Below are 18,263 nucleotides of genomic sequence, written 5' to 3' on the forward strand. Positions count from 1 at the left end.
ACCCGATTTGTTCCGGCTCGATGCCCATGACGGCCGCAGCATAAAGAAAAGCCCGAGCGGAAACTGCTTAGCATTCCTCGCTACGCACTTCGACGCCCTCGGCTTCGCCGCGGGGAGAGAAATGAGCCTGGAATATACGTCAAATGTCTATAGTCAGGATCCCGTCCTATGACGCTTGAACCTGATCGCGGCATTGTTCAAAAGCTCGTGAAAGGGACTGGAATCACAGCGCCACAGCGCGGGAGTTCATATCGCTGCTCGGGACGAATTGCGCATCCTCGTCCGAGAGGCGAAAGCGCTGGCGAAGGGTCCAGGCGCCCCGGAACTGCAGCCGGTGAGTTGGCAAACGCCTCGGGCCCTTTAACAGGTCCTTCCCAGACCGGGTGCAAGGAACATTAGCGCCCGGCCCAAGTTCGGCACGTAACGCAATCCGGTCACAAAAATTGACACAGGCCACTTCCCCGAGCATTTTGACCCGTAAGCTTCAAATAATCTGTGATCTGACGGACTCAGATATCGGTGTATTGGAGGGAATTCAATTCCAGAAGCGGGACTTTCAGGCCAATCAGGACATTGTGCGCGAAGGAGATCGTCCCACCCATTCATTTGTCATCCTGGAGGGTCTGGTCGGGTCCACAAAATTGACTGGGGAGGGTAAACGGCAGATCACGTCGTTCTTTGTTCCGGGCGACATTCCTGATCTCCACGGAATGCACCTGTCTGTTTTGGATTGCACCTTCACACCACTCACGCGCGTCAGGGTTGGCTTCATGCGGCATGATGCGCTGCGGGCCATTTGCGACCAACATCCTTCGATAGCGACGGTGTTTTGGCGCTCGACGCTGATCGACGCGGCTATATATCGAGAGTGGGTCACCAACGTTGGAAGGCGCGACGCGTATGCCCGTATGGCGCATATTCTGTGCGAACTCATCGTCCGCCTTCGCTCTATGGGGCTTATCAAGGACCATGTGGCGGAGCTTCCGATTAGGCAGGCGGAACTTGCCGACGCCTTGGGCTTGTCGGCCGTGCACGTGAACCGAACGCTGCAGGATCTTCGAGGCGACGGACTGGTTGTTACCGAGGGCTCCCGATTTCACGCTGTTGACTGGCCTGGCCTCGTTCGAGCCGGAGACTTTGAAACCGGCTACCTTCACCAAAGGAACGCGACGAGCTTGTGAGGGTGGAGGTGGGTTCGATGGCGAGATATTTCTTTGACACCTATGAAAGCGATGCGCTCATCAAAGATGAGACTGGCATCGAATGTGGGGGGATCGAAGCCGCACGAAACGAGGCGCTAGCAGGTCTAATCGACTTGGCTAGAGACTCGCTGAAGGGCGTCGACGGACATCAATTGGCGATTGAAATTCGGGACGAGAATGACAAGAAGCTGGTCAGGCTGAGCCTCTCTCTTCAAATGCTGCTAACGCGCCGTCCTACTGCTCCGACTGCCGAGCGGTGATACGCGACACAGCGGGGGGTCGAGACGTCATTACAGCGAGCAGGTTTTGCGTAAGCCGACCGGTGCTGGCGGCAGTCGCAGCCCAAATCAAAAGATGTCAAAACATCTGCTGCAAGCGCACAAGGCTCAAAAGCAGCGAGAAAATCCAAGTGAAGACGCTTCAAAGCAAGCCGGCAGCATGTTGGTAGATGGCACGCCCTATTGCGGTAATCCAGAGCACCAGCTGGGGCGCGTGGCAGAGGCAATTCGATTGTCGGATTGATACCAACTACCCTTCACTTATCATTTGAGCTTGCTCGGTCCGATGCCCGGCTTAGTCTGTAAACGGCTCTATCAGTCCGGCCTGCGGACGCTTCAAAATTGACTCTGGTGCTTTATGCGTTCGCGCCTCCGTCGATGGTCAGCGCGGCTCCGGTGACGAACCGCCCCAGAACAGGCATGGAAGTCATGCTTCAAGACCAAACCGATAGCCGAAAAATTCTCCAGTTTGCGGCAGATGAACTTTCCGACGCAACAGATCCACGCCTGATTGCCGCGCTCAGATTGGTCGCCCGCTCCTATCGAGCGCAATCCGTCGAGGCTGCAGATGATCTGGTGGAGCTCACGCTGCGCACCGCCATTCAGGAGGTGGAGGGGCGACCCGAGGAAATCAGTCTGTTCAACTGGCTCAGCGCTATTATGGCGCGATATCGAAAGTGAGAGTGACGGGGGCCGCCGGCCCGCTCCCAACCTGCAGGCACGTCAAATTGCCTTTCCGATGCACCCAGAAGGCGCCGCGTCTTGCTCGTCCAGGCAGGTGGGGCATGCTCGTCGGGAGCGGTGGTTGCAAGAGTGCGGCTGTTTGAGATCCCACTGCCGGATCGTGACCCTTTGCGAGCGCCACCCAATGCTGAAATTGCCCGGCATGATGGAAAACCAAATTTAAGTACTTTCTACTAGGATCGGCCGAGGGTTAGTCCCGGGAAAGGTATTTGGGTCACTTGGCCAGCACTGCATCCAGTCTCAGCCGGTTGAGACACTCGGTATTTTCTTTCGCGAACCTGCCGGCGGCGATCGCTTTTGTGGTGCTTGTGATCTGCGCCATTCTCGCCGACCGCGAAAACAGGATCGTTTCAGACCAATTGGCGCGCGCCGACGTCTTGGCCAAGGTGAACATCATAAGGGCCAAGCTGGAAGGCAACATCAACGGTAACCTCCAGCTTACGCGCGGCCTCGTTTCGGCGATCGTGAGCGAGCCCTATATGGGGCAACAGAGGTTTGCGGCACTGGCAAGCAACCTGTTAGAGCAGGAATCTCAGCTGCGCAACGTCGCCGGCGCGCCTGACCTCGTTATCTCGCTCATGTATCCAATGGCTGGCAACGAAAAGGCCATCGGCCTCGATTACCGCAAGAGCGATGCCCAACGCACCGCCGCCCTCAGGGCGCGCGACCTGCGGGTGCCCGTGCTGGCCGGTCCAGTCGACCTGGCGCAAGGAGGGCAGGGCTTCATCGGCCGCTTTCCGGTGTTCGTGAAGACGGCGGGGGGCGGCGATCGCTTCTGGGGCATCGTCTCGGTCGTCGTTGACGTCGAGCGCCTCTACAAGGCAAGCGGGCTTACCGACGGTGATCTCGACATCGAGATCGCCCTGACCGGCAAGGACGGCCTTGGCGGGACGGGTGATCGCTTCTTCGGTGGCGAGAGTATAACGCGCGCCAACCCAGTGACCGAGACAGTGCATCTGCCGTCCGGTTCCTGGCAGATCGCGGCGATCCCAAAAGGTGGCTGGGCCGCATCGGCGAAGAATCCCTGGACCTTGCGGGCCATCATGGCATTGGCGGGGGCGCTTGTCGTGCTACCCATTCTCGTTGCGGGGCGGCTGTTCGGCGAAAGGCAGAAAAACTTCGCCGAGCTCAGGCGATTGTCCGGTCGCCTTGAACTCGCGCTGGATGCGTCGGGGATCGGTGTCTGGGAGCACAACATCGCTACCAACGAGCTGGTGTGGGACGACCGTGTCAACGAAATATACGGTAAGCCGGCTGACCGGAAGCCGCGCGGCTATGATGACTGGGCGTCAGTGATTCATCCGCACGACATCGAACGGGCGCAGCAGGATTTCGATGCCGCGGCGGCGGTGAAGGGACCCTATTCCTCGCAATACCGGATTGTCCATCCGAATGGCGAGATCCGGCATGTGCGCACGCGCGCGACCTATTTCCAGGAGCGCAACGACACGCCCAGGATGATCGGCGCCGAATGGGACGTGACAAGCGACGTCGTGCTCAACGAAAACCTTGTGCGAGAAAGGCAGTTGTCGGAGCTCAGGAACGCCGAGCTTGAAGTGGCCAAGGCGCGCATCGAACATGTGGCGCTCCACGATTCGCTTACCGGTCTGCCGAACCGCCGCTATCTCGACGACATGCTGGCGACGAGCATGCGTCCGGGAGAACGAACCGCGCTCCTGCATTTGGATCTCGACCGCTTCAAGCAGATCAACGACACGCTCGGGCACGCCGCCGGTGACGCCATGTTGATGCATGCCTCGAAGGTCATCACGGCTAATGCGGGACGAGCTGACTTCGTCGCGCGCATTGGCGGCGACGAGTTCGTGGTCATCTGTGCCAGGCGCGACGACGCCGAGCTCGCCGCACTGGCCGACCGCATCATCGAGGAGATGCGGCAACCCGTCGATTTTCGTGGCCACCAGTGCCGGTTCGGCGTTAGCATCGGCATTGCGACGAATACGGGCGAGGGGCTCGACGCACGGCAGCTCCTGGTCAACGCCGATCTTGCCCTTTACCGGGCGAAGAGCCGGGGCCGAAACCGCTACGAGTTCTTCAATGATGAGCTGCAAAGTGAAATCGTGGAGACCAAGCGGACCGCGGACGAGATCCTGGGTGGCCTCGAGCGCAACGAATTCATCGTTTTCTACCAGCCGCAGTTTGACGCCGGCACGTTGGAAATTGTCGGCGTGGAGGCCCTGGCACGCTGGCAGCACCCGACGCGCGGGATCCTGGGCCCTGACGTCTTTTTGAGGGTAGCGGAGGAGCTGAACGTCGTCGCGCTGATCGACCGAACGGTCCTCAAAAGGGCGTTGGCCGATTTTGAGCGCTGGCAGCTTCAGCACCTCCACATTCCACACGTTTCGGTCAACGTCTCGGCACGCCGGCTTGAGGACAAGGACCTGATCGATGGCCTTCGCAAGCTCAACATCGGCGAAGGCACGGTCTCGTTCGAACTTGTCGAGTCCATCTTCCTCGATGAGAATGACGACCTCGTCGCCTGGAACATCGAGCACATCAAGGACCTCGGTATCGACATTGAGATTGACGACTTTGGCACCGGCTACGCCTCGATCGTCAGTCTGCTCAAGCTTCAGCCGCGCCGACTGAAGATCGACCGCCAGCTGATCACACCCATCACCAGCTCGCTGCCGCAACGGCGTTTGGTGTCATCCATCATCGAAATCGGGAAATCGCTCGGAATCGACGTGGTGGCCGAAGGCGTCGAGACGATGGAGCATGCGCGCATCTTGAAAGATCTCGGCTGCGACCTGCTGCAGGGCTACGCGCTCGGCCGCCCGATGGACGCCAAGGCTCTAGAACGCTTTGCGCAATCTCGCAAATGGCCGGCCACGGGATAGGTGCTTCTAACGACCTCCGGGCGTCGTCGCTCCGCTGGACGGCAAGTGAGCGTACGGTCAGGGCCTATAGCTGTGGTGGACTCACGGATGTGGTGGACCCACCGAGCCTCGCGTGATGATTGCGGTCCGCAGGACCAGCCTTTCCGGCGGTTGGATATCGCCTTCCAGGCGAGGAATGAGCAGTTCCGCGACGCTATGGCCAAGTGCATAGACCGGCTGGTCGACGACGGTGATCGGCGGAGTTGTGACCCCGGTCCAATCCGCATCGTGAAAGGTGATCAGCGAAACGTCGTCGGGAATCTTCATGCCGCGTCGGCGAATAGTCCGCAGGGTTTCCAGTGCAATGACACTGTCAGGCGAGTTTGCCACGGGAAACGAACATCCCTTGTTGGCCAGATTCCGCCCAGCCCGGTTCGGTTGAGGAACCGTCGAATATGCTATCGACTCTCAATTCTTGAGGGACGGCAACGATCTTGTCTATCCATCCTGCGTGAAAACTCGCTGGGCCGAAGCCGCCCGAGGGTGACCTCGCAACGACCTGCGAAAACATAGTCAGACCGGACTAATGTCCGAGGCTGCAGCTCAATCACGGGTAAGGCCTGGATGCTCGCCGGGGGCTCTGAGGTCCCCCAACCCGGGAACAAACTGGACCGTCCTGCGTTGGGCAGCAAATGGAACAGCTTGGATCAGATTTGGCGGCGATGGCGCAACCTGGCTACTGGTTGGCTATGGTGTTTTTGTTCGCCCCTTACGCAATCGGCGTTTTGTTGCTGATCAGGTCGTGCCACTGCCTTTGACTTATCCGCCGGCGTTGATCTGCAGAGCGCCACGGTGATAGTGCAATGCACGACTGACCGAGTTCGCGCGATTAGTCACGTGTGACGAGCAGTCCGAGGTCTTCTTGCAGAGCTATCCGCACCCGCGCCCCAATTCCAGCCGGCTGGCGACTCCCTGCCGTGAGGATTGGTCGAGCTACCTGTGTCGATCGGCCCTATGCCGTCTGCGCAGGCTCATTGAGGTCGAACTCGATAACCAGTCCTCGATCGATCGCAGCTCTGGCAATAAGCGTTGCCAATTCACGATCAGTAGCGAGGCTTTCGCGGAAAACTGTTCGTATCGCCACCACGGCCGCCGATACTGACAGCGGCCAAGGTTTGCCTCGCCTGCAGTCAATATAGTGCTGAATAAGGTAGTCCAGATCACGGCGCTTTTGGCTCATCGCAGCCTCCATTCCTCGTGAACGTACAAGAACGAGCCCCGGCCGCACTTAGATTTGTTAAGGGCCCCGATTTGTTTTGCTCGAGAACAATTCAGCACAAGGGTGCTTGGCTAAGGAGAAGGTCCATCGTCTGATCGGAACCTCTCGCCTTGGCTGCTTCTGGTTGTCGCCTTCCTAGGTGGTTGTCGCCCCTACCATTGGGAGCCGCTGCCCTGCTCGTCTCAACTCGTCACCAAACGCGACGGCGCTGACGGCAAGTTTCGGACCGCGTCCTGGAACACAGCGTGGCTCTCTTGGTTTGGTCGCCAACGAATGCCAGTGACGCGAAAGAGAACCTCGATGCCCTCTGCGACGGCCGCAACTGTTTGGAGCGCCTCAGCCAGCACCGGCACCTGTTCATGAACGATGGTCTCGAATCACTGGCAAAAGCTATCGGCCGCGGTAGTGCAATCCTCTTCGTCGGGGCGGGTGTCTCGATCAGCGTTGGGCTTCCGTCTTGGGAAAAACTGATCGAGCAGATGGCAAAAGAACTTGGGATCGATGACGAGTTTTCGATGCGCCGCGACCGATTTCAAACTCTGGCCGAGTACTATCGGATACGGCATGGCAGCATCGGACCACTGCGCAGTTGGATGGACAGAAACTGGTCGGTCGCCAAGGATCGGATAGAAAAATCGGAGTTGCATCGCCTGATCGTGATGCTCAATTTCCCCATCATCTATACCACGAATTACGACCGCAACTTGGAACTGGCGTTCGAAATATACGGTCGACGATACGTCAAGGTGGCCAATGCACGGGATGTAGCTCAAGCCCGCCAGGGGGTTACCCACATCGTCAAGTTCCATGGCGACTTCGACGAGGATTCTTCTCTTGTCCTGACCGAAACGGATTATCTTGACCGGCTTTCCTTTAATTCCCCACTCGATGTGCGGTTTCGTTCCGATGCACTTGGTAGCACGATCCTGTTCATAGGCTATAGCCTCTCCGACCCGAACATCCGGTTGCTGTTGCATCGCCTGTGGCAAACCTGGCATCGATCTGGGTATGAAAAAGATCGCCCTCCTTCTTTCATTTTCATGACCAGCCGAAATCCTGTGGAGGAGGCGGTGCTTGGGCGTTGGGGTATTTCAGTGGTCGTCGGCGAACTCGATGATCCGCAAGCTGCTCTGGTGAATTTCCTCAGTCAATTGGCGGAAGCGGTTGTGCATGAGCCGAAGTTTCACCTGGCGGAGCCTGGTGGAACAATGCCGGCCGGGCGCACAAATGGAACGTCCGGCTCGGAGGGAGGTTAGGCGGGCCTCTCGAAGGAGCCCGCTAGATGGCAGAGAATTCCGTCCGAAATTTCAACATCAATTTCGGTCCCCAGCATCCTGCGGCGCACGGCGTGCTACGCTTGGTTCTCGAGCTCGACGGCGAGGTCGTCGATCGTGTCGACCCTCATATCGGCCTGCTTCATCGCGGCACCGAGAAACTGATCGAAACCAAGACTTATCTCCAGGCGCTGCCATATTTCGATCGTCTCGATTACGTGGCACCGATGAGCCAGGAACATGCCTGGTGCCTTGCAATCGAGAAACTGATGGGCCTAGCCGTGCCGCGGCGTGGCCAGCTGATCAGGGTCCTGTTCAGCGAGATTTCGCGGATACTTTCTCATCTGCTCAATGTCACCACCCAAGCCATGGACGTGGGAGCACTGACCCCGCCCTTGTGGGGGTTTGTCGAACGCGAGAAACTGATGGTCTTCTACGAGCGGGCCAGCGGCTCTCGGATGCATGCCGCTTATTTTCGTCCAGGCGGCGTGCATCAGGATCTGCCGCCAGACTTGATAACAGACATCGGCAATTGGATCGACCCGTTCCGCAAAACCGTGGATGACCTGGACAGGCTGCTGACGGACAACCGCATCTTCAAACTTCGCAACGTTGACATCGGTCAGATCTCGCAAAGTGACGCCTGGGCGTGGGGTTTTTCAGGCGTGATGGTGCGGGGATCAGGTGCCGCCTGGGACTTGCGGAAGTCCCAGCCATACGAGTGCTATGCCGAGATGGACTTCGATATACCCGTCGGCAGGAACGGCGATTGTTTCGACCGCTACCTGGTGCGCATGGAGGAGATGCGCCAGTCGGCCAAGATCATGCGGCAATGTATAGACCTGCTCGCAAGCGAAGGACCTGGGCCGGTTTCCAATAACGACGGCAAGGTCGTCCCGCCCAGACGTGCGGCCATGAAGCGTTCGATGGAGGCTTTGATCCATCATTTCAAGCTCTATACGGAGGGCTTTCGTGTGCCGGCCGGCGAGGTTTACGCGGCGGTGGAAGCGCCGAAGGGGGAGTTTGGCGTCTACCTCGTGGCCGACGGCACGAACAAGCCTTACCGATGCAAGCTGCGTCCTCCGAGCTTCGCTCATCTGCAGGCAATGGACCTGCTCTGCCGTGGCCATATGTTGGCCGATGTCACGGCCATTCTAGGTTCACTGGACATTGTCTTGGGCGACGTGGATCGATAGCCCTGCGGATCCGCCAGCCCAGCCGATGGCGATAGGTTTTCAGCAATGATGCCGGCGGTATCCTCAAGCTGGCCGCCGGATGTCTTTATTGCTCTTGAATTGCGCCGACCATGGCGGGCTTAGCCCGCGACGGCATGATGATGGTGTGCGTCACGCATGAAATGGGATTTGCTCGCGCGGTGGCCGACCGCATGACCTTCATGGATGCCGGCCAGATCGTCGAGGAAGGCAAGCCCGACAGCTTCTTCGGGAGCCCGAGCATGCCCGGACCAAGCCGTTTCTCAGCCAGATTTTGAAGCAACTGACGCGAATTTTGCTAAGCCGCAGCCGGCGAGTTAGTGTGTCCGAGACACACTCTCATTTTTATGCTTTCCCTGGACATTCGCAGGGCGGCACAGCATTCATTGCTGTCGCATGTGAGGGTGAATTGGAAATCGATGGCCTCGAGGCTCTGATAGACGTGCCCAACGCGGCAGCGGTGGAGCACGCGCGAGAGCTGTTAACACGGCTAAGGAGAGGTCAGACGCTGCAACCGACACGATCGATCAGTTTCTGCTCGATCTGATGACGTTGAACTTTGTCGTCGAGTCCTGCCACCCGCAATTCCATGCGCCGGTCCGGAAAATGGCGCGAATTTGAGTGACAATGCTCAAGTTACTATGCGGAGCTCCCGCCTGAGAGCGCCCGCTGCGCCCGGCAACAGTTTCGACTTGCCGCTATCCAGCAGGAACTTGCCGACACGATGGGGATGTCGCTCGTCCACATGACCCGGACGCTTGACCCATTAATACGGGGATGTCACCCTCGGCGATTGAACTGCCCGAAGAGCGGGCGACCGATGCCGGGCTGGGGAGCGGGGCAACGTCGGTCGCCGTCAAGGACAGAGACCATTGATTCAGCAAACTGCGTTGCGATTGGTCCTTGGAGAAAAAGAGGCGATTCGCACAGGAATAGCAACTGGACCCAAGTGCACGTTTGAACGGAGCGAGCTCGTCTCGTCTGTTACCTGCGTGGGTTGTTTCAGGGCCGCGCGTCGGACACTGTTTAACCGAATTGCCGCCTGTCGACGGACTTCTGCACGTCGAAAGATATGAGCTTGCGCGGTGATTGGCGCGGCCTAAGAAACGAGGGCCATGCTGACCGAGCATGAAATCAGTGAACCAAGGCGGGTCGTCAGTAAGGGCAGATCCGCACGCGTTCCAACACCCGGTGGTGATGGTGCCAGTGCCTCAACAGCTTGACCCGGCAACGGCGGTAGTGATGCCTGGAGTAGCGGTGCGGATACCGTACCATATAACCAGGATAGTCACTGTAGTACCGCGGGCCGTAATAACGGCCGCCATAGTCGTAGAACGGAGCCCCGTAGAACGCGCCGCCCGAAAATGGGCCGAAGCCACCGAACGGGCCAACGCCGAGGCCAGGCAATCCCCATGCATCCGCCGGGGCGACCGTGGCGGCCGCGGAGGCAACAGCGATCAATGAGGCAAGTAGCAGCTTTTTCATGGCAACCTCCTAAAGGCTGATTAACTGCTAAACGACCGCAGGAGGCCTGAGTTCCCGATCGCTAATGTTCGCTGGGTTCGCTCGAGCCCATCGGCTGGCTTGCCGCACCGAGGACGCAAATAGTTCCCCAGGCGGCGTTTGTCGGACGGTGGGCGACCGGGCGCGCAGCCTGTCGGTCGATCATCACCATCGGCGTGCGTCCATCCGTTGCCGGAGGCTGAGCGCCTGCAGGTGAAGGCTGAACCAGACATGCCGAGTCGTGAGTGGATCGGTTCCGATACGTTCGGAGCGCTGTCTTTCGCCGCGCCGAGGTGGACTTGAGCTTTCACCACGTCGACCAGACAGGCTCGAAGGCATGGTCGCCAGGCGTCCCACCAGCGCGTATCGCAGTGGGCCAACGATGAACCGCCGGATGATCAAGATGGACATCATCCGCGTGCAGGGCGAGTCCGGCAAGCGTGCCATGGTGCTCGTGGCCATGGACTGCTGCGCCGGTGGCGTCTTCGTCGCTTTTCCAGGCTGACAAACAAAGCGCTTGCAGGAGCCTTGCATGGAAAGCTCGGCAGTGCAGCCCTTGTCGGTCCTGTGAAGGTCCTGAACCGCGAAGAAATGCTGCTCGATGCAAGGCTTGGACGACCAGTAGAGACACTGCGGTTCGGCCAACGGCCTACGCCGGCGCAAGCAGCGACCTTGTGATGAGCGTTAAGCTCGCCTCATAGACGCAGCCCCCGGTGTTGTCGCGGACCATACCGCAAAATCGTTGAGGTCTGCCGGTAGCGGATGGTCTGCCACTATTGCAGGCAGAAGCCGCTATCGCTTCCTCGCGCATGTCGCACGGGCTCATGTCGACGCCCAGATCGTCGCGGGTGATCTGTCCATTCTCAATCGTGTCGAAGAAGTACAGCGTCATAGCGTTGGTGAACCCGCCGGATTGGGCTTGGTTCCATCATGGTTTTGTCCGGCACTTACCGCTCGTATCGCCGTCTGCTAAGATTGTCGCGTTTCTGGCGGCCCGGTATTCCGATTCCCAAGGCAGCACCTCGAAGTCGGGCTGGTATCTAGACGCTCTGTAAACGTCCTGCGATAGGTAACTGCACCCGGTTCCCTCTCTCACGCAGACAAATGCTGGGACGCCTGGGCACCGGTAAAGGCCAATCGTGTGCGAAACGAAACTCTTCATAGTTGTAGGCTTTTCATAGCATGCGATGCGTTGAACGGCATCAAAGAACCGAACGACCTCGGTGCGCGCCTGGTCTGTGTCATGGCCGCGTTCAATAGCGACTGACAACAGATGCTTAGCCGTTTCGTCCCAAAGAAGGGCCGCTTCATCGTTCGGAAGCCGAGCTATTGCGTCCGCGACGACTTTCACGGAGGAAAGCTCTCGGCTGACGGGAAAGGCTGACACTGACATGGGCTGAACCCTTCGAGTCTGTTACACCCGCGGGGCGTATTTCAGGTGGCGGGAACAGGCTAAAACAACAGCCTCTGCCAGAATACTTCAGCTCGACAACTATCCACCGCTTTCATCAGCCCCATGCCAATTCGACGCCTCCTCGTGCTCAAGGAACCCGCCGGGCTGGCACCGGATGCATGCAGCGGCCGCTGACCCAATCGGTCCAGCCGTCGGTAGGCGAGCCCGTGCGCGGCGAAGGCTTCGCACACGTCCACGGGCCCCTGGGCGACTACGGCGCGCGTTTGTGAGTCCTGGATCGGGGCGGTCGATCTCTTGTTTAGCGGGTTGAAGGTCCTACCCGCGCGGTTTGTAGCGCTATGGGAGCGGGTGCTTGGCCTTACCGAGGCGAGGAGGGAGAGACTTACGATTTCACGCAACCAAGTCAGTTTGCCAGCATTGATATCTGGAAACGCCGGAGGAGGCTTGTGCTACATCATAGCGTGCCCCGGGAATTTGAGATCGGTGACGAGGTCGCGTTGACAGGCACCGTCACCTCGATACTGCCTAGCGGACGCGCCCAAGTAAGCATTCCGTCCTATGAGCAACCCTATTCGGTTGACCCGCCACCCAAAACCCGCGCTGGAGATGAGGTCATTCTCGTCGGCGACATCATCCGCGTCGATCACAAAGCCGACAAGTTGACAGTGCGGATTGATTGCGGGGGTATAATCACTGTCGGACACTCTGCGATCATCAGGTTGAGAAGGCACCGTCGGCCCTTGTCACGCTGACGCCCACAAGCTGCAAAGTGCAGCACGATGAGGTGGATTTGCTCGAGCGCCATGCCGCGGTAAGGTATCGCCCAGCTTGAGGCCGACTTTCCATGGCCGGCAGTGGCCTGTGGCGGGTTCGCAGGTGGCCGCAGTCTGCAAGCGCTAACTTTGTTCGTTGGGCTCACTAGCTTGTGCGGTACCCGCGTCCGAAACGGAGCCTCGCCGCGGTTCGCCTGTTGGTGAAAGACGGCCCTGCTCACGGCCTATTTGTTTGCCGAATTTATACGCCAGACAGAGGGCACCGAATTGAACGAGTAAGCGTATCATGGAGGTCTCCTTTCTGGCCATCAAACCAACCCTGTGCGTTTAGGTTCCAGTTCTTTGCTGGAGGCTGAGTGCTGAGGCGCAGGGCAACGAGTTCGGTGGGTTGTGCGAGAGGAAGTCGACGACGGCCCGGCGCTCGCGGGGGGGTCGAAACGACGGGTGAAGTTCCAGGTCGCGCGTGGTCACGTCAATGTTCATAGCCCTGGGCTCCGTGCTCGCTCGAGGAGCGACAATCCCGCACTTTTGCCAATCGCGTTCTTGGCCACGTATCGGGCGCGCTTTGCGGCCGTCGCTCAACCCGGTGAAGCCTCACCCAAGGATCGCTGGCTTCCGTGTTCAAAAGAGTAGGCGTGAGTGAATTCGGCACCCAGAAGAAAAATCAGCGACGAGTAGTAGATCCAGAGCAGCACAATGATTAACGCGCTGGCGGCTCCGAATGAAGATCCTATGGCGCTGCTACCCAGGTACAAGCCGATCAGGCTCTTGCCGACCGTGAACAGCGCGGCTGTCACAAACGCTCCGAACCACACGTCGCGCCATTCCAGATGGCGGTCCGGAAGAACCTTGTAGATGGTGGCGAAGAGCACTGCTATCAGCAGGTAGGAAATCAAGACATTCAGCCCTTCGATCAAGATGGATCCGAACGGCAAAGCCGGTTGATCGTGCCCCCTAGCGCGGTAATGGCGGCGCTCACAGCAAGCGAAACGATCAGCAGGAAACCGAGGGCGATCACCAGTCCCAAGCTTGCCGTCCGGGCACGAATCAAGCGAGAGACAGAGCCTCCCTGGGGTTTTGCTTTCCAGATCTCATTCAAGGCCGTCTGCATCTCACCGAACACGCCCGATGCTGTCAGCAACAGCGTCACCAGGCCCACAATGGTAGCGATGGCACCAGACGATGGGTTGGATGCACTTTGCAGTGCGCTTTGTATGACGTTCGCGCTTTGACTGCCCATCAGCCCTGTCAGTTGTCCCGCGACGGCATTGCGCGCTGCGTCCTGTCCAAATACCAGGCCTGCTACGGCCACCACCAACAACAGAATGGGTCCCAGAGAGGTCACCGCGAAGAACGCCATTGCGGCGCCATGACTGAAAGCGCTGTCGCCGATGAAGCCGGCCACGCTCGATTTCGTAATTCGCCAAGCCTTGTCCAGCATCTCTTTTTCCCGCTACCGATTACGAAACCTAAGTGGTCAGAAGTTTCGCCCCGCGCGGTGACCCTCTCAGGCCCGATCACCTATGTATCTTGTTCCGCGGCAGCGCAAAGGCCTGATGGTCAACCGCCATCGCCGTCCAACAAGAAGATCGGTTGATTGTTCCTGTCGAGTTAGCGTCAGTGCGGGTTCAATGGCGCTGGAGAACCACATGCAGGGCGTCACGTCGGCGCGTCCGCCAGAGTTACACGGCGAGGCGTAGCTGCCGGGCTCCGACATTTTGCCGGTTTGGGCTCCGACAAGATCAGGATGCGAGCCACCGGTTTGGAAACGCAACTCCCCGAGCGGGTTATCAGCCAACACTCCCCGGAGCCGTGAGATCTGAGAATTCACAGAATTTCGGTGGTGACCACCAAGACGATTCCGACCGCTGCTACGGCCCTGATCAAGATCATTGCGGCCTCGAAACTTCCTCCGACCCGGCGTATGCGGTCCATCATTTTGAGGCTCCGCTACCGCGGCCTATTTTTCAGTTTGCGAACAAGCACGGAAAGCTGCTCCAGCGGAATCACCAATGTTAGCGCCTCCGAAAAATCAGGCCGCACACGACTTGGCGCTCGCCCACCGCGATTCTGCCGGACCCTTAGCATAGGGGTCGCGCCGCGCCCTGAAGGCCGCTTCCGCGACACACTGGGCATGCCATCGTAGAGCCGTTGCACTGGCCCTGGTGGACGCCGTGAGGGCAGCAAGTCCCTCTGGAGGCCGGCCATTTGATGCAATCAAACACCTTGCCGGCCAAGACATTGCCGGCATCGAAACTTTCTGAACCCTGCCATTTGCAACCTGCCCGCCGATCGGAGGAGCAAGAATGCAGCAGGAGGAATTCGTTTCGGCTAATTCACGTCTCCGCCACCGGCCGTTGAGAGAGTTGGAAGCGGATCTGTGTAGGCGCTTGCCCTCCTTCGCATGCTGCAAGAGAAACACGACTGGGACAAAGCGGGTCGGTGTCACAGCCAACGAGCCGCACGCCCTGGGCTTGCCGCACCTCAAGCGCCCGGGTTCGTCGGTGTCGGTGCCTATGTCAGTTCATAGTAGAAATCGCAGATCAGGTCCGCCACCTTGACGGTTTCAAAGTCCGTCATATGGGCGGTCGTCTCGATGGCGACCGTTTCAATGTTGTCTTGGTCGGCGGCAAGAAGGTCCAAAATCCTGGCGAACTTGAACTTGAGCTCGCGGTCGCCCTCGAATTCATCGAGCGTGACATGCAAAACGTTCAGGTTTGCATCGATGAATCGTGTTTGGATGGGATCGGAAGAGGCGGCTAGCGTGCGAACTGCCGCGAAAAAATGCTCGCGCGCATTGGCGTATTTGTCGTCCATTTTGTCAAACCTTATGATCAGTCGATGCGCCCTGGACGTGGGCGGGAAGGTCGGCTTAAGCCTTGGCTCAAACTGAGTCAAATGTGGCGCACGGTGGGCACGTGACCGGCAAACGCCGGTGCCGGCCGCGCATGCTCGAACGAGGCCGGCTACTGGTCCACAGCATTTCCCGATGATGTCCCGCTGTCGCCCAACCATTCCGGATGGCGGCGACCGAGTAGTGGAGCCCTGGTGTGCCGACGGAACGGGTGGCGGCTTCGTGTGTTCTTACTGACGGCTGACAAGGAGCAATGTCATGGCGGCACCCCGCGCGGTTTGGAATGGTTTCCTGAAGATCGGGTCGGTTTCGTGCGGCGTAAAGATTGTCGGTGCAACCAGCGAGGCCTCCAAGATCCATTTCAAGATTTTGAACCGCCAAGATGGGCTGCCCGTCAAAAGCGCGTATGTCGACGAAGAGACTGGCGATATCGTGGAGGGCGAGGACCAGGTCAAGGGTTACGAGGTGGACAAGGACCATTTCATCAAGGTCGAGCCGGATGAGATCAAGAAGCTTAAGCTGACATCGAACCACACGCTTGAGGTGGATTCATTTGTCGCAATTGAGGACGTCGACACCCGATATCTGGAAAAGCCCTATTATCTGATCCCGGCGGACGGCGCTTCGCTCGAAGCCTTTTCGGTTCTTCGTGATGCGATGGCGAACAAGCGCGTGGCCGCGCGCTCTTGCGTGGTGCTCTATCAGCGCGGGCGCGAGGTGCTGATCCAGCCCTTCCAGAAGGGGATGCTGCTGACCGAGCTGCGCACTCACAACGAGATGACGTCGGAAAAGACCGTGTTCAATGGCTTGGAAAACCCCAAATACGATGAAGACCTTCTTGAGATAGCCGGGCTGTTGATCGACAAGAAAGTCACCAAGTTCGATCCGTCGAAGTTCGAAGACACATACGAGGACGCGTTGATCGCCATGATCGACGCCAAGCGCAAGGGCAAAGCGCCGCCCAAGCCCGCCCCCGCGCCAAAAGAGAACGTCATCGACCTGGCCTCGGTGCTTCGCAAGAGCCTTGCCAAGGAAGGCATCAAGGGCGGCACCAAATCAAAGGGCAGAAAGTCGGCATAGCGATGATGCGTAGTCGGGCGTACCCGGTATCTGCTCTGTTTCCGTACGAAACCCGCAGGCGACAGACGGATCCGGGTTTGCCGCCGGCGCTGTCTTGTTCGGCCACTCTCTTGGTGGAGACTGTGCGACTCAAAGCTCGTGTCAGGGCGGCGCCTATTCCATGTCTGGAACATCGCCGATGACGAAATGGTTGTGGCGACCGTCGTCGCCCAATGCACGGTCCGCGTCTCGGCTCCACGCAATCACGCCGACATGCTTCGAGGCGAGCGTTTTGGCGGTCCTGATCGCCCGCTTCTCGCTTTGCTGATCAGTCTGGCCATCACCGGTGAACAGTTCGCCATCTTGGCCGCGGTCGAATGCCACGACAATGATGAGTTTCGGCCTATTCTGACAACGCGGATCACAGTGGGACACCCGGCATAGTCCCAGCTTTCGAGCGCGAATATCTCAGCTGCTGCCGCTGCGGAGATGCGCGCTGCCGCAAACTCATTGGCGGCTTCGATGGCGCGCTGCTCCTCTTTTGAGAAAGCTCCTTCGATCTCCAGCTGAACCTCATTGTTCGGCGCCTATCGCCAGTGGACGAGTGTGAACAAAATGAGAACAAAGAGTCGGGCACGGCCTTGACGGGGAAGGAATATGTTCCTTATTCCTGGAACAGATGAGAAGCAGAGGCTTATGCCAAGACGCCAAACGCGCTCGGGCGACGGCCAGGTTATGCCCCAAAGAGGTGGCCTCCGACCGGAAAGATCCACCCGCCACGAACCAAGAGGATGTACAAAATGCACGACCTGATCGCCTTCTTCCAAACGAATGCAGCATTGGTCATCGGCAACCCGATAACGTTTGCCACTTTCTCAGTGCTGTTCGGGAGCGGAGGATTCGTCGCAGGGCGCTACTTTCTGACCGAGCGCATCGCGAACTTGGAAAGCCGGATCATAAGGCGCGATGAAGAAATCGCAGCGCTGAAAACTGGAGGTAGGAAAAAGGCTGAAGAGCCGTCGCTCATCCCAATAATCGGCACGTCGGTGATTGAGAGCGATACAACGCCGCTGCTGGGAAAATGGCCGGACCGGCGCCAATCAGGGAAACTGTCAGCACCGCCACGGGAACGTCGTGCCTAACAATCTGGCTGATTAGGGCCCGTTTTAGATCAACGTTCAACCAGCGAGAAACCATGTCTCACTTCGTGAGACAGCCCGCCGCCGTTCCGCCGCAATGCCGCAGCACTTGGCGCGGTCGGCCCTCGCGGCCTCAAGGAGGTTCCTCAGATGAGACTCAACAAAGCGGTTTTGGCTGTCCTGATGACGGCAGCTCTGGCAGGCTGCGAAACGCAGACGGAAGGCCAGCAGCGGGCAACTACGGGCGCTCTGCTCGGCGGCGCCGGCGGCGCTCTGGTCGGCCAGGCTATTGGCGGCAACACGAAGAGCACCGTGATCGGCGCGGCCGGCGGCGCGTTGCTAGGAGCAGTGGTCGGCTCCGCCACCACCCCGCAGCGTCGTGAGGATCAGCTCTGCCGGTACCAGGACCGCTACGGCCGAATTTACACCGCGCCGTGCGATGACCGGTACTACAACGGCAATTATTGAGAAGGCGCGGTAGGCTGGCTCGATGGTATGTTAATGCGCCACGCATCTGTGGCGGATGAACAGGGACACCGCTATGCCTGTACAGGAGGGGCATATGCGAGGCGGTTGACTGGGTATCTGGCGGGATTTGCTTGGCATTGTGAGCCAATCAGGTCCTGGGCCAATGCGATGTTACGATTTGCGCAAGGAGCCAGATCGAACTGAATTGAGACAACTTCCGACGTC

Annotated in this window: 17 protein-coding genes and 1 pseudogene; 10 read left to right on the forward strand and 8 right to left on the reverse strand. The window is 58.8% G+C overall.

What is annotated here, in order from left to right:
- Positions 1-443: 443 nt before the first annotated feature.
- The 4 genes from LB554_RS16050 (at position 444) to LB554_RS16065 (ending at position 5,082) form a co-directional block, all read left to right on the forward strand.
- Entirely contained in the window at positions 444-1,181 is a 738-nt protein-coding gene (locus tag LB554_RS16050; RefSeq protein WP_224585530.1) for a Crp/Fnr family transcriptional regulator, read from the forward strand.
- Between the two features lie 17 nt (positions 1,182-1,198).
- Positions 1,199-1,462 carry a DUF6894 family protein gene (locus tag LB554_RS16055; RefSeq protein WP_015316685.1) on the forward strand — a complete coding sequence of 88 codons (264 nt, stop codon included), beginning with the start codon at positions 1,199-1,201 and terminating at the stop codon, positions 1,460-1,462.
- A gap of 360 nt (positions 1,463-1,822) precedes the next feature.
- On the forward strand, positions 1,823-2,161 hold the full coding sequence (locus LB554_RS16060) for a hypothetical protein (protein WP_157163648.1): 339 nt from the start codon (positions 1,823-1,825) through the stop codon (positions 2,159-2,161).
- Positions 2,162-2,472: 311 nt separating this feature from the next.
- Positions 2,473-5,082, forward strand: coding sequence for an EAL domain-containing protein (locus LB554_RS16065; protein WP_263485840.1), 2,610 nt, complete (start codon positions 2,473-2,475; stop codon positions 5,080-5,082).
- 81 nt (positions 5,083-5,163) lie between these two features.
- Here the strand turns inward: LB554_RS16065 and LB554_RS16070 are convergent, their stop codons facing one another.
- Positions 5,164-5,451 carry a substrate-binding domain-containing protein gene (locus LB554_RS16070; RefSeq protein WP_224585533.1) on the reverse strand — a complete coding sequence of 96 codons (288 nt, stop codon included), beginning with the start codon at positions 5,449-5,451 and terminating at the stop codon, positions 5,164-5,166.
- 622 nt (positions 5,452-6,073) lie between these two features.
- The gene (locus LB554_RS16075) at positions 6,074-6,301 is read right to left on the reverse strand and encodes a hypothetical protein (protein WP_224585534.1); all 228 of its coding nucleotides are present in this window, start codon (positions 6,299-6,301) and stop codon (positions 6,074-6,076) included.
- 398 nt (positions 6,302-6,699) lie between these two features.
- Between LB554_RS16075 and LB554_RS16080 the strand changes: the two genes are divergently transcribed.
- From LB554_RS16080 to glnQ, 3 genes and pseudogenes are all read left to right on the forward strand, one after another.
- On the forward strand, positions 6,700-7,596 hold the full coding sequence (locus LB554_RS16080) for an SIR2 family NAD-dependent protein deacylase (protein ID WP_224585625.1): 897 nt from the start codon (positions 6,700-6,702) through the stop codon (positions 7,594-7,596).
- Positions 7,597-7,622: 26 nt separating this feature from the next.
- On the forward strand, positions 7,623-8,810 hold the full coding sequence (locus tag LB554_RS16085; protein ID WP_224585536.1) for an NADH-quinone oxidoreductase subunit D: 1,188 nt from the start codon (positions 7,623-7,625) through the stop codon (positions 8,808-8,810).
- 107 nt (positions 8,811-8,917) lie between these two features.
- Positions 8,918-9,108 (forward strand): annotated as a pseudogene (gene glnQ, locus LB554_RS16090) (glutamine ABC transporter ATP-binding protein GlnQ); the annotation flags it as partial.
- A gap of 875 nt (positions 9,109-9,983) precedes the next feature.
- On the opposite strand, the gene LB554_RS16095 reads toward glnQ, so the two are convergent.
- The 5 genes from LB554_RS16095 to LB554_RS16110 all read right to left on the reverse strand — a co-directional run bounded on the left by LB554_RS16095 (position 9,984) and on the right by LB554_RS16110 (position 15,335).
- On the reverse strand, positions 9,984-10,313 hold the full coding sequence (locus tag LB554_RS16095) for a hypothetical protein (RefSeq protein WP_015316690.1): 330 nt from the start codon (positions 10,311-10,313) through the stop codon (positions 9,984-9,986).
- A gap of 946 nt (positions 10,314-11,259) precedes the next feature.
- Complete coding sequence (locus tag LB554_RS16100) at positions 11,260-11,724, reverse strand: DUF6074 family protein (protein ID WP_015316692.1); 465 nt, start codon at positions 11,722-11,724, stop codon at positions 11,260-11,262.
- Positions 11,725-13,096: 1,372 nt separating this feature from the next.
- Positions 13,097-13,435: a YihY/virulence factor BrkB family protein gene (locus LB554_RS29445; RefSeq protein ID WP_263484825.1), complete on the reverse strand. Its 339-nt coding sequence runs from the start codon at positions 13,433-13,435 to the stop codon at positions 13,097-13,099.
- Positions 13,432-13,959 carry a YihY/virulence factor BrkB family protein gene (locus tag LB554_RS29450; RefSeq protein ID WP_263484823.1) on the reverse strand — a complete coding sequence of 176 codons (528 nt, stop codon included), beginning with the start codon at positions 13,957-13,959 and terminating at the stop codon, positions 13,432-13,434. Before LB554_RS29450 ends, LB554_RS29445 begins: the two co-directional genes overlap by 4 nt.
- Positions 13,960-15,032: 1,073 nt before the next feature.
- Entirely contained in the window at positions 15,033-15,335 is a 303-nt protein-coding gene (locus tag LB554_RS16110; protein WP_224585539.1) for a hypothetical protein, read from the reverse strand.
- A 295-nt stretch (positions 15,336-15,630) separates the two neighbouring features.
- On the opposite strand from LB554_RS16110, the gene LB554_RS16115 reads away from it, so the two are divergent.
- Positions 15,631-16,452, forward strand: coding sequence for a Ku protein (locus tag LB554_RS16115; RefSeq protein WP_224527438.1), 822 nt, complete (start codon positions 15,631-15,633; stop codon positions 16,450-16,452).
- 153 nt (positions 16,453-16,605) lie between these two features.
- Here LB554_RS16115 and LB554_RS16120 read toward each other — a convergent pair whose 3' ends face one another.
- A complete protein-coding gene (locus LB554_RS16120) occupies positions 16,606-16,815 on the reverse strand; it encodes a hypothetical protein (protein ID WP_224527435.1) in 210 nt (69 codons plus the stop codon).
- A gap of 416 nt (positions 16,816-17,231) precedes the next feature.
- On the opposite strand from LB554_RS16120, the gene LB554_RS16125 reads away from it, so the two are divergent.
- Positions 17,232-17,573, forward strand: a complete 342-nt coding sequence (locus LB554_RS16125; RefSeq protein ID WP_224527432.1) for a hypothetical protein — start codon at positions 17,232-17,234, stop codon at positions 17,571-17,573.
- A 147-nt stretch (positions 17,574-17,720) separates the two neighbouring features.
- Positions 17,721-18,038, forward strand: a complete 318-nt coding sequence (locus LB554_RS16130) for a YMGG-like glycine zipper-containing protein (protein WP_015316698.1) — start codon at positions 17,721-17,723, stop codon at positions 18,036-18,038.
- Positions 18,039-18,263 lie beyond the last annotated feature (225 nt).

Source organism: Mesorhizobium sp. CO1-1-11 (assembly GCF_020164995.1).
Lineage (GTDB): Bacteria > Pseudomonadota > Alphaproteobacteria > Rhizobiales > Rhizobiaceae > Mesorhizobium > Mesorhizobium australicum.